This window comes from Pseudomonas sp. Leaf434, from assembly GCF_001425545.1.
In the GTDB taxonomy this organism is placed as follows: domain Bacteria; phylum Pseudomonadota; class Gammaproteobacteria; order Pseudomonadales; family Pseudomonadaceae; genus Aquipseudomonas; species Aquipseudomonas siliginis.
Genome location: NZ_LMQZ01000001.1, coordinates 100,892 through 113,405, shown reverse-complemented (window position 1 = coordinate 113,405; position 12,514 = coordinate 100,892). Strand labels below are relative to the sequence as shown.

The 12,514-nt window shown below is 60.8% G+C and carries 9 protein-coding genes; 7 read left to right on the top strand and 2 right to left on the bottom strand.

Annotated elements, in window-relative coordinates:
- Positions 1-157 precede the first annotated feature (157 nt).
- The 5 genes from ASG55_RS00465 (at position 158) to ASG55_RS00445 (ending at position 5,401) form a co-directional block, all read left to right on the top strand.
- Positions 158-847 (top strand): ABC transporter permease, encoded by a 690-nt coding sequence (locus tag ASG55_RS00465; RefSeq protein ID WP_166554532.1) that lies wholly within the window; start codon positions 158-160, stop codon positions 845-847.
- A gap of 20 nt (positions 848-867) precedes the next feature.
- Positions 868-1,788, top strand: coding sequence for a glycine betaine ABC transporter substrate-binding protein (locus ASG55_RS00460; RefSeq protein WP_056782904.1), 921 nt, complete (start codon positions 868-870; stop codon positions 1,786-1,788).
- The gene (locus tag ASG55_RS00455) at positions 1,776-2,429 is read left to right on the top strand and encodes an ABC transporter permease (RefSeq protein ID WP_024011588.1); all 654 of its coding nucleotides are present in this window, start codon (positions 1,776-1,778) and stop codon (positions 2,427-2,429) included. Before ASG55_RS00460 ends, ASG55_RS00455 begins: the two co-directional genes overlap by 13 nt.
- Positions 2,426-3,583 carry an osmoprotectant ABC transporter ATP-binding protein OsmV gene (locus ASG55_RS00450; protein ID WP_016771732.1) on the top strand — a complete coding sequence of 386 codons (1,158 nt, stop codon included), beginning with the start codon at positions 2,426-2,428 and terminating at the stop codon, positions 3,581-3,583. Before ASG55_RS00455 ends, ASG55_RS00450 begins: the two co-directional genes overlap by 4 nt.
- A 654-nt stretch (positions 3,584-4,237) precedes the next feature.
- On the top strand, positions 4,238-5,401 hold the full coding sequence (locus ASG55_RS00445; protein ID WP_016771733.1) for a type III PLP-dependent enzyme: 1,164 nt from the start codon (positions 4,238-4,240) through the stop codon (positions 5,399-5,401).
- Between the two features lie 294 nt (positions 5,402-5,695).
- Here the strand turns inward: ASG55_RS00445 and ASG55_RS00440 are convergent, their stop codons facing one another.
- Positions 5,696-6,451: a tetratricopeptide repeat protein gene (locus ASG55_RS00440; protein ID WP_056782902.1), complete on the bottom strand. Its 756-nt coding sequence runs from the start codon at positions 6,449-6,451 to the stop codon at positions 5,696-5,698.
- The gene (locus ASG55_RS00435; RefSeq protein WP_024011586.1) at positions 6,448-7,128 is read right to left on the bottom strand and encodes a Fe2+-dependent dioxygenase; all 681 of its coding nucleotides are present in this window, start codon (positions 7,126-7,128) and stop codon (positions 6,448-6,450) included. Before ASG55_RS00435 ends, ASG55_RS00440 begins: the two co-directional genes overlap by 4 nt.
- 207 nt (positions 7,129-7,335) lie before the next feature.
- Here ASG55_RS00435 and ASG55_RS00430 point away from each other — a divergent pair, with 207 nt between their 5' ends.
- On the top strand, positions 7,336-9,651 hold the full coding sequence (locus ASG55_RS00430) for a TonB-dependent receptor (protein ID WP_056782900.1): 2,316 nt from the start codon (positions 7,336-7,338) through the stop codon (positions 9,649-9,651).
- A 235-nt stretch (positions 9,652-9,886) separates the two neighbouring features.
- A complete protein-coding gene (locus ASG55_RS00425) occupies positions 9,887-12,415 on the top strand; it encodes a PepSY domain-containing protein (protein WP_056786730.1) in 2,529 nt (842 codons plus the stop codon).
- Positions 12,416-12,514 lie beyond the last annotated feature (99 nt).

Here is a 12,514-nt window from a genome sequence, read left to right as displayed (position 1 = left end):
ATGGCTCGCTTTCAGACCGCTTTGCCGGCTCTGAAAAACGGCTACTTTTCGCGAACGACGCTCCCGGCAGCCAAGGCTTGGCATGCCACACGGGACTGCGCTCGCCGACTACAAAAAAAGGAGTCCGCCTGTGGCTATCCGCTATGGCAAAGGGCTGATGGGAGGTGCGGTGGTGATCGCGCTCCTGGCCCTGCTGGTCCACTGGATCGGCATCAACACGATCGAACACTACCGCGACGATTTGTTGTTTTACCTGCAAGCTCATCTGATTCTCGTCCTCGCTTCCATGCTGGCCGCCCTTGTCGTGGGCATTCCCGCCGGTATCTTCCTCAGCCGCCCGAGCATGGTCGGCCGCGCCGAACGCTTCATGCAAATCTTCAATATCGGCAATACCGTGCCACCGCTGGCCGTGCTCGCGATTGCGCTGGGCATCCTCGGCATCGGCAGTGGCCCGGCGATCTTCGCGCTGTTCCTCGCCTCGCTGTTGCCGATCGTGCGCAACACCTATGAAGGCCTGAAAAATGTTCAGGGCTCGCTGAAAGAAGCCGCTGTCGGCATCGGCATGACGCCGCGCCAAGTGCTGTGGAAAGTCGAATTGCCCAACGCCGTGCCGATCATCGTCGGTGGCGTGCGTGTCGCACTGGCGATCAACGTCGGCACCGCGCCGCTGGCGTTCCTGATCGGCGCCAACAGCCTTGGCAGCCTGATCTTCCCCGGCATCGCCCTGAACAATCAGCCGCAACTGCTGCTCGGCGCCGCGTGCACCGCGCTGTTGGCGCTGTTGCTCGATGGCGTGGTCACCCTCGCCAGCCGTCTCTGGCTCGAACGCGGTTTGCGCCCGTCTTAAGGCTTTGCGAAGGAATATTTATGAAACGACTTAGCTTGATCTTAGGCTGCGTCCTGCTGTTCGCAGGAGTCGCGCAAGCCGCTGAAAAACCGGTCATCCGCCTCGGCGCCCGGGTCTTCACCGAGCAGACCCTGCTCGCCGAAATCACCGCGCAATACCTGCGCAGCAAAGGCTACGACGCGCAAATCACCGGCGGTCTGGGCAGCAACCTCGCGCGCAGCGCCCACGAAAGTGGCCAATTGGACCTGCTCTGGGAATACACCGGCGTGTCGCTGGTGGCCTACAACCATGTCACGGAAAAACTCGACAGCGCGCAGTCCTACGCCCGGGTGAAAGAACTCGACGCGAAAAAAGGCCTGGTCTGGCTGACCCCGTCGAAATTCAGCAACACCTATGCCCTCGCCCTGCCGAAAAAGGTCGCCGAGGAGTACCCGCAGATCGGCAACATCAGCCAGCTCAACGAAGTGCTGCGCGCCGAGGCCAAGACCAACCACCTGGTGGCGCTGGATACCGAGTTCGCAAACCGCTCCGACGGTCTCGACGGCATGGTCAAGCTCTACGACATGAACCTGACCCGCAAGAACATCCGCCAGATGGACGCCGGCCTGGTCTACACCGCGCTACGTAACGGTCAGGTGTTTGCCGGTCTGGTCTACACCACCGATGGCCGCCTCAATGCCTTCGGCCTGAAATTGCTGGAAGACGACAAGCATTACTTCCCCGACTACACCGCCGCTCCCGTGGTGCGTCAGGCCACGCTGGACGCCAACCCGAAACTGGCCGAACAACTCAAGCCGCTGGCCGAACTGTTCGACGACGAAACCATGCGCCAGCTCAACGCGCGAGTCGACGTCGACCACGAGAGCCCTTCGTCCGTTGCCGCCGATTTCCTGCGCCAGCATCCACTGAATATAAGAGAGGAGAAGTCATGGAATTTCTGAACGCCTTTTCCCATCTCGACTGGCAGCAGGTAATGCACCTGACCTGGCAGCACATCACTCTGGTAGGCATCGCCGTGACCCTGGCGATCGTCATCGGCGTGCCGCTGGGCATCCTGATGACACGCTTCCCCACCCTCGCCGGCCCGCTGCAGGCCAGTGCCACGGTGCTGCTGACCGTGCCGTCGATCGCCCTGTTCGGTCTGCTGCTGCCGTTCTATTCCAAGTTCGGCCAGGGCCTGGGGCCGCTGCCGGCGATCACCGCCGTGTTCCTTTATTCGCTGCTGCCGATCATGCGCAACACCTACCTCGCCCTGACCGGCGTTGAACCGGGCATCCGCGAAGCCGCGCGCGGCATCGGCATGACCTTCGGCCAGCGCCTGCGCATGGTCGAACTGCCGATTGCGGTGCCAGTGATCCTCGCTGGCGTGCGCACCGCCGTGGTGATGAACATCGGCGTGATGACCATCGCCGCGACCATCGGCGCCGGCGGCCTCGGTGTGTTGATCCTCGCCTCCATCAGCCGCAGTGACATGTCGATGCTTATCGTCGGCGCGCTGCTGGTCAGTCTTCTGGCGATTTTCGCCGATCTCGTTTTGCAGTGGCTGCAACGCTCGCTGACTCCAAAAGGACTCCTGAAATGATCGAACTTCAAAACCTCAGCAAAACTTTCCAAAGCAACGGCAAAGATGTCAAAGCCGTGGACTCGGTAAGCCTGACCGTCAATGAAGGCGAGATCTGCGTGTTCCTCGGGCCATCGGGTTGCGGCAAAAGCACCACGCTGAAAATGATCAACCGCCTGATCAAACCGACCTCGGGCAAGATCCTCATCAACGGTGAAGACACCACCGATCTCGACGAGGTGACCCTGCGCCGCAACATCGGCTATGTGATCCAGCAGATCGGTCTGTTCCCGAACATGACCATTGAAGAGAACATCGTCGTGGTGCCGAAACTGCTCGGCTGGGACAAACAGAAATGCCACGACCGCGCCCGCGAACTGATGAGCATGATCAAGCTTGAGCCCAAGCAGTATCTGCATCGCTACCCGCGTGAATTGTCCGGTGGTCAGCAACAGCGTATCGGCGTGATCCGCGCCTTGGCCGCTGATGCGCCGCTGCTGTTGATGGACGAGCCGTTCGGCGCGGTCGACCCGATCAACCGCGAGATGATCCAGAACGAATTCTTCGAAATGCAGCGCGCGCTGAACAAGACCGTGATCATGGTCAGCCACGACATCGACGAAGCGATCAAGCTGGGCGACAAGATCGCCATTTTCCGCGCCGGCAAACTGCTGCAGATCGACCACCCGGACACCCTGCTCGCGCATCCGGCGGATGATTTCGTCAGCAATTTCGTCGGTCAGGACAGCACGCTCAAACGCCTGCTGTTGGTGAAAGCCGAAGACGCGGCGGACAACGCGCCGTCGGTCAGCCCGGAAACGCCAGTGGCCGATGCGCTGGAATTGATGGACGAGCACGACCGTCGCTACGTGGTGGTCACCTGCGCCGAGAACAAGGCGCTGGGGTACGTGCGCCGTCGCGACCTGCATCGTCAGACCGGCACCTGCGCGCAGTTCCTGCGTGAGTTCAACGCCACCGCAGCGTACGACGAGCACCTGCGCATCCTGTTGTCGCGCATGTACGAGTTCAACCGCGCCTGGCTGCCGGTGATGGATGCCGAACGGGTATTCCTCGGTGAAGTGACGCAGGAGTCGATTGCGGCTTATCTGAGTTCGGGGCGTTCGCGGGGGATGAAGACCAGTATCGTCTCGCCGGCTGAGACCGTGGTCGCGTAAACCATCTACGCGGTTGAAACCCGATCCCTGTGGGAGCGAGCCTGCTCGCGAAAGCGCAATATCAGTCGACGCTGATGGCGGCTGTGAAAATGCCTTCGCGAGCAGGCTCGCTCCCACAGGATCTACGTAATTTTGTTGATCTTCACTGGGTGACAAAGAATCTCAACAGCCTCTCCTGCAAGAGCGTCGTCAATTCAGCTTCTTCAAGGTCCAAATCCCCCTTCAAAAGACTCTCTCGCTGCCAACGTCGCCGATGTTGCCGCTATCACACTTACCTGTGATCTAGCCGACAAAAGCCACGAACGTGCAGATATGTTTAACACTCGAAAATTCGCCGGGAACATCTGCCCGTCATCTCGGTCGGGTAGAAGGGGTGATGAACGCGACGCACGTCAGAAGCGTGCAAAAACGCGACATTTTTAGTTGATCTCGCGCCCCTCACGCCCTAAAGTTCGCGCCGAACGTCCATGCTGGAAACGATCCATCCGGCTCAAGTACTGACGACGAGACAGCAAGGCCAAGGGATAGCTGCACATCTCTGGGCCTTTTTGCTTTCGGCGGCAATGCCTTGGGAAGTAGGCGAACCAAAGTGGGGATACGGAGGGCGTTCATGCACCCATTGTTTTTACGAGTTTGCCCATAGGAGCACCCAGCATGTCGATCCAGGTCGAAGACTATTTCGCGCGCGCTACATTCGACAAAATGAAGGCGTTCGCCGACAAACAGGAAACTCCGTTCGTGGTGATCGACACCGCGATGATCGCCCAGGCCTACGATGACCTGCGCGCCGGTTTCGAATTCGCCAAGGTCTACTACGCGGTCAAGGCCAACCCGGCCGTCGAGATCATCGACCTGCTCAAAGACAAGGGTTCGAGCTTCGACATCGCCTCGATCTACGAGCTGGACAAAGTCATGGATCGCGGCGTCAGCCCGGACCGTATCAGCTACGGCAACACCATCAAGAAATCCAAGGACATCCGCTACTTCTATGAGAAGGGCGTGCGTCTGTTCTCCACCGACTCGGAAGCCGACCTGCGCAACATCGCCAAGGCTGCACCGGGTTCGAAAGTCTATGTGCGCATCCTCACTGAAGGCTCGACCACTGCTGACTGGCCGCTGTCGCGCAAGTTCGGCTGCCAGACCGACATGGCCATGGACTTGCTGATCCTCGCTCGCGACCTCGGTCTGGTGCCGTACGGCATCTCCTTCCACGTCGGCTCGCAACAGCGCGACATCAGCGTCTGGGACGCGGCGATCGCCAAGGTCAAAGTGATCTTCGAACGCCTGAAAGAAGAAGACGGCATTCACCTGAAGCTGATCAACATGGGCGGCGGCTTCCCGGCCAACTACATCACCCGTACCAACAGCCTGGAAACCTACGCCGAAGAGATTATTCGCTTCCTCAAGGAAGATTTCGGTGACGACCTGCCGGAAATCATCCTCGAGCCGGGCCGTTCGCTGATTGCCAACGCCGGTATTCTGGTCAGCGAAGTGGTGTTGGTTGCGCGCAAGTCGCGCACTGCTGTCGAGCGTTGGGTTTACACGGATGTGGGCAAGTTCTCCGGGCTGATCGAAACCATGGACGAAGCGATCAAGTTCCCGATCTGGACCGAGAAGAAAGGCGAGATGGAAGAAGTCGTGATCGCCGGCCCGACCTGCGACAGCGCCGACATCATGTACGAGAACTACAAATATGGCCTGCCGCTGAACCTGGCGATTGGTGATCGTCTGTACTGGCTGTCGACCGGTGCGTACACCACCAGTTACAGCGCGGTCGAGTTCAATGGCTTCCCGCCGCTGAAGTCGTTTTACGTTTAAGAGGCAGCGGCAAGTTTCTAGCTGCTGGCTGCAAGTGAAAAGCCCACGAATTTGTGGGCTTTTTTGTGGGTGTTCGGCTGGGGAGGTTTTTTGTACTAGATACCATAGCCCCTCACCCCAGCCCTCTCCCGAGGGAGAGGGAGCCGACCGAGTGGTCTTCCGTCCGACATCGACCTGAACCACCTTGGCGATTATGGATTCGGCAAAACCATTGCAGGTCGGCGTACCTCCCAAGCATCCCTCGGTCGGTTCCCTCTCCCCCTGGGAGAGGGCTAGGGTGAGGGCTCGGCGGTTTCAGCCGCGCTGCAACTCTGCATACCGAGCGGCATACCGACTAGCCATCGCCTGAATTCGCAAGCCTGTCGCATCAGCCAGCGTCTGGCTCGCCACCCGCAGAAAATTAAGATTGCCCCCGGCCAAGGCTTTCTCAAGCCAAACAACCGCTTCATCAACCCGCCCCTCATCCGCTAAAACTGCAGCGAAACTGAACTGCCCACGAAAATCCCCTCCCTCAGCCGAACGCCGATACCAGTCACGCGCCGCCAGCGGATCCGCCTGACACACCTGCCCTTCCTCCAGATAGCGCCCCAGCAGGTTCATCGATTTCGCATGGCCCAACTCAGCTGCACGCCGGTACAACGCCAGCGCATGCTGATGATCAACCGTCACCCCGCGCCCGGTGGCCAGTAGATTGGCAAAGTTGTACATCGCCCAGTCCAGCCCCGCCTCGGCAGCGATTCGATAATGCTGCGCCGCGACCGAGGCATCCGCCGCACAACCCCAACCATGCTCATGACAACGCCCGAGCATGTTGCGCGCCATCAGATGCCCGCGCCCGGCGGCGATGCCGAACCAGCGCAATGCAAGCGGTTGATCCTGCGCGATGCCCTGACCGTCCAGCAGGATCTGCCCAAGCAGCGCCTGCGCTTCAACCTCTCCCTCGCCTGCCGCTAGCAAAATCGCCTGCGCAGCGCGGGCCGGGCTTTCTTCAAGCATTGCCGCCAACCCGGCTGCATCGAGAACTTCCTCGCGGCGCAACTGGAAACTCATACCTCGACCCAGCGCCGCAGCAAGTTGTGATAAGTGCCAGTGAGGCGGATCAGCGAAGGGTGATCGGGAACGTCCTGGGTCAACTGCTGAATCGCCCCGTCCATTTCGAACAGCAACGCGCGCTGGCTGTCTTCGCGCACCAGGCTTTGCGTCCAGAAAAACGAGGCATAACGCGCACCACGTGTAACCGCGTTGACCTTGTGCAAACTGGTGCCCGGATACAACACCATGTCGCCGGCCGGCAGCTTCACTCGCTGGGTGCCGTAGGTGTCCTGAATCTCCAGCTCGCCGCCGTCGTAATCTTCCGGTTCGCTGAAAAACAACGTCGCCGACAAATCGGTGCGCACTCGCTCGATGCTGCCCTTGGGCTGGCGCACGGCATTGTCAATGTGGAAATCAAAACTGCCGCCGGCCGTGTAGCAGTTCACTAGTGGCGGGAAGACTTTGTGCGGCAGTGCGGCAGACATGAACAGCGGATTCTTCCACAGCCGCTCGAGCATCGCCGCGCCGATTTCCTTGGCCAGCGGGTGGCCTTCGGGCAGTTGCAGATTGTGCTTGGCCTTGGCCGACTGGAAGCCGGCGGTGATCTTGCCGTCGGCCCAATCCGCCTGCTCCAGCGCCTGGCGGATGCGCTGCACTTCGTCTTTTGCGAACAGCCCGGGAATGTGCAGCAGCATGGCGATGTCACCTGATGGCAAGAAGGCGGCAATGGTATTGATTCTTATTGACTGTGTAAAACCCCCGAGACGAACGAACAGGCAGAAACCGTAAGGGCAAATTGTAAAGAATGTAAATTCAATGCGAATAACAATGTTTCGCAATTGATACGAATACCTGTTTACCCTATATTCCGCCGCCTCAAATCCTTGGGGAGGGGAATAAAAATGGCACGTCAACACGCACAATTACCGGTCAGTTCACCACGTCTGCTCGCCTCGGCAATCGGTGTCGCAATCACCGCCGGCTCCGCTGGGCAGATGGTCTTCGCGGCGGAAAAAACCGAGAGCAAAACTTCCGGCAACGCCATTGCCCTGGACGCCACCGCCATCACCGGTGAAGCCCAGGACTCGACCTCCTATCAGGTCGAAAAAGCCTCCTCCCCCAAGTACACCGCACCGCTGGTCGACACTCCGCGCTCGGTCACCGTCATCCCGCAACAAGTGCTCAAGGACACCGGCGCGCTGAATATGCAGGACGCCTTGCGTACCGTGCCGGGCATTACCTTCGGTGCTGGTGAAGGCGGCAACCCGCAGGGCGACCGTCCGTTCATCCGCGGCTTCGATGCTCAGGGTGACACTTACCTGGACGGCGTGCGCGACACCGGTTCGCAGAGCCGCGAAATCTTCGCCGTGGAAAACATCGAAGTCAGCAAAGGCCCGAACTCGGCGATTGGCGGTCGCGGCGCCGCCGGCGGCAGCATCAACCTGGTGAGCAAGAAAGCGCACCTGGGCAACTCCTTCGACGGCGGCTTCACCTACGGCTCCGACCAGACCCAGCGCTACACCCTCGACGGCAACTATCAGTTCAGCGACAGCGCTGCCGGCCGTCTCAACCTGATGAGCCACGAGAGCAACGTCGCCGGTCGCGACAAGGTCGATTACGACCGTTGGGGCATCGCGCCGTCGCTGGCCTTCGGCCTGGGCACCGATACCCGTGTAAACCTCGACTACTACCATCTGGAAAGCAACGACACCCCGGACTCGGGCATCCCGTACACCATCCCAACCGGTGGTTCGGCCGCACGCACCAAGTCCAATCCGGACAAGCCGTACGCCGGTGGCGATCACGACAACTTCTATGGTCTGGATCGTGACTTCCGCAAGGGCCGCACCGACACCGCGACCTTCGCCATCGAGCACGACCTCAATGATGCGCTGACCATCAAGAACACCCTGCGCCACGGCAGCAGCATGCAGGATTACATCCTCACCCAGCCGGACGACAGCAAGGGCAACGTCAACAACGGCAGCGTCTGGCGTCGGGCCAACACGCGGGTGAGCAACACCGAAACCACCACCAACCAGACCGATCTGTTCGGCACCTTCTACGTGGGCGGTTTCAAGAACAGCTTCTCCACCGGTGTCGAATACACCCGTGAGCAGAGCGAGAAATCCTCGTACAACGTCAACACCGACACCACGCCGCGCACCAGCACCGTCACCACCAATTGCAACCCGGGCCTGATCGGCGCCGCCAGCGGTTACAACTGCACCTCGCTGTCGAACCCGAACCCGAACGATCCGTGGAACGGCGCGATCTCGCGTAACTACGCCGGTACCGACACCCAGGCCGACACCTACGCGCTCTACGTGTTCGACACGCTGGAATTGTCCGAGCAATGGCTGGTGAACATGGGCCTGCGCTACGACCACTTCGACACCGATTACAAAACCTACAACGCCGCAGGGACCACCACCTCCAAGGGCGATGACACCAGCGAATTCGTCACCGGTCAGTTCGGCGTGGTCTACAAGCCGGCGGAAAACGGCAGCATCTACGCCTCTTATGCGACCTCGGCGACACCGCCGGGCAACACTTTGGGCGAAGGTCAGGAAGGCAACCCGCTGGGCGGCACACCGGATCGCAGCGGCAACCTGCTGAGCAGCGACATGGAGCCGGAAACCACCAAGAACTACGAGATCGGCACCAAGTGGGATCTGCTCAATGATCGCCTGTCGCTGACCGCCGACATCTTCCGCACCGAGAAGGAAAACGCTCGCGTGCAAGTCGATACCAGTTCCTACGAAAACGCCGGCAAGACTCGCGTGCAAGGCTTCGAACTGTCGGCCAGCGGCAAGATCACCGACAAGTGGCAGGTGTTCGCCGGTTACGCCTTCATGGACAGCGAACAGGTTGACGGTGGCCCGCTGGGTCGTGCCAACGACGGCAACGATCTGCCGAACACACCGAAAAACAGCGCCAGCCTGTGGACCACGTACCAGGTCACGCCAAAGCTGACGATCGGTGGTGGCGCGTTCTACGTCGACGACGTCTACGGCAGTGTCGCCAACACGACGATGGTCGATTCGTACGTGCGTTACGACGCGATGGCGGCCTACAAGCTGACCAAGAACGTCGACCTGCAACTCAACGTGCAGAACCTGACCGACGAAACCTATTACGACAAAGCCTTCTCGACCCACTTCGCCAACCAGGCGGCGGGACGTACGGCGCTGTTGAGCACCAATTTCCACTTCTGACCGATGTGAAAACCTGTGGGAGCGAGCCTGCTCGCGAAGGCAATCTTTCAGCAACATCGATGCTGACTGACACACCGCTTTCGCGAGCAGGCTCGCTCCCACAGGGAATGCGCCGCGAGGCTCGGCCCCGTTCATTCAGTTGAACGGGGCTTTCGTGTGTTACGCAAAACGCTTCTTGATAACCCACGGCATAATGCGCGCCGTGATGACAATTTCCGAACGGACGGCGAGTGACGTGTTGAAGAAAACCCTGTTCCAGTTGCACTGGTTTTTTGGCATCACCGCAGGGCTGGTGCTGGCTCTGATGGGCATCACCGGCGCGGCCTATTCGTTTCAGGACGAGATCCTGCGCGCGCTCAATCCGTCCGTTCTGCAGGTGGAAAAACAGGTCGCTGGAGTGCTGCCGCCAGTGGAACTGGTGGAGCGCATCGAAGCTGCGTCCGGCAAGAAAGTCGCGATGCTCTGGGTCGAGACCGACAGCGGTCACGCCGCACGCGTTTACTTCACCCCACCCAAAGGCGAACGGCGTGGCGAGATGCGCTACTTCGATCCGTACACCGCCGAGTTCAAGGGCGACGCCACCGGTCAGGACTTCTTCGGCCTGATGCTGCAACTGCACCGCTTCCTCGCCATGGGCGACACCGGGCGCAACATTACAGGCGCCTGTACCTTGATGCTGCTGTTCTTCTGCCTCTCCGGCCTTTATCTGCGCTGGCCACGCCAGTGGAACAGCTGGCGCGTGTGGTTGACCCTGGACTGGAGAAAGAAAGGCCGCGCGTTCAATTGGGATCTGCATTCGGTGGCCGGCACTTGGTGTTTGCTGGTGTATCTGCTGCTGGCGTTGACCGGTTTGTCATGGTCGTACGAGTGGTACAACAAGGGCCTGACCCGACTGCTTTCCGACGCGCCGCAAAACGAACGCGTGCGCGGCGGTCGCGGCCCGGCGCCGGAAGGTCCGGCACCGATCGCCGACTACGCGGCGATGTGGAGCAGCATCTACAGCGCCGCCGGCCCGGGCCTGGCCGCGTATAACATTCGCATGCCGGCGGTGGCCGGCCAGCCGGCGACGGTGTTCTACCTGCTCGACAGCTCACCCCATGACCGCGCGCTGAACCAGATCACCCTCGACCCGGCCACCGGCGTGGTCAAACGCGTCGACCGCTATGCCGACAAAAGCTTCAAGGCCCAACTACTGACCAGCATTTATGCGCTGCACGTGGGCAGCTATTTCGGCCTTGTCGGGCGCATCATCGTGACGATCGCGGCGGTGTGCATGCCGCTGTTCTTCATCACTGGCTGGCTGCTGTATCTGGATCGTCGGCGCAAGAAAAAGCAGATCAAGGATGCCCGCCAGGGCCTCGCGCAACCGTCCACCGAGGCTTCGGCCTGGCTGATCGGTTTCGCCAGCCAGAGCGGTTTCGCCGAACAATTGGCGTGGCAGACCGCCGGACAATTGCAGGCCGCCGGGTTGCCGGTCAACGTGCAGCCGCTGGCCAATCTCAGCGAACAGGATCTGCGTGATTCCACCAATGCCTTGTTCGTGGTCAGCACCTTCGGCGACGGCGACGCGCCGGACAGCGCGCGCGGTTTCGAACGCAAAGTGCTGGCCAAAGCCTCGACACTCGACAGCCTCAACTACGCCGTGCTCGGCCTCGGCGATCGGCAGTACGCGCACTTCTGTGGCTTCGCCAAACGCTTGCATCAATGGCTCGGCGAGCACGGCGGCAAGACGCTGTTCGCCCCGGTGGAGGTCGATAGCGCCGATCCCTACGCGCTGCGTCACTGGCAAACGCAACTCGGCCAGCTCACCGGACAGGCGCCGAGCGAAACCTGGCAAGCACCCAGCTACGACAACTGGACGCTGGTGCGGCGCGAACTGATGAACCCCGACAGCAGCGGCGCGCCGGTCTATCTGCTCGGCCTCAAAGCCCCGGACACCCGCAGCTGGCTGGCCGGTGACCTGGTCGAAGTGCTGCCACGCAATTGCCCGTGGGCGATCGAACATTTCCTCGACGGCCTCGGCATCCGTGGCGAAACACCGGTGAAGGTCAACGGCATCGACGAGCCGCTGGAAGTGGCCCTCGCCTCACGCCAACTGCCCGAACACCGCGCGCATCTGGTCGGCCTGCATGCGCAGTCGCTGGTCGACGCGATGGTGCCGCTGGCCATGCGCGAATACTCCATCGCCTCGATTGCCGCTGACGGCGTGCTGGAGCTGATCGTGCGTCAGGAACAGCACAACGACGGCAGCCTCGGCATCGGCTCCGGCTGGCTCACCGAGCATGCGCCTGTGGGCGGCAGCATCAGCCTGCGCGTGCGGCGCAACAGCGGTTTCCACCTGCCGAACGAGCCCGTGCCGATGATCCTGCTGGGCAACGGCACAGGCCTCGCCGGCCTGCGCAGTTTGCTCAAGGCACGCATTGCCGATGGTCAGCAACGGCAGTGGCTGCTGTTCGGCGAGCGCAACCGCGAGCACGACTTCCTCTGCCGCGCCGAGCTCGAGGAGTGGTTGGTCAATGGTGATCTGGCGCGGCTGGATCTGGCGTTTTCGCGGGATCAGGCTGAGAAGGTTTATGTGCAGGATCGCTTGCGTGAGTCGGCGGATGAACTGAAGAAGTGGTTGGCTGATGGTGCCGTCATTTATATCTGCGGCAGCCTTCAAGGGATGGCCTCAGGCGTAGACCAGGCGCTCAACGATATCCTCGGCAGCGCCGAAGTCGAACGCCTGATCGAACAGGGCCGCTATCGCCGGGATGTTTACTAACGCCTGCGAAAAGCCCCTCACCCTAGCCCTCTCCCAATGGGAGAGGGGACCGATTGGGGGATGCTCGAGATCGACGCCGACCTGAGCGTTCTTCACTGA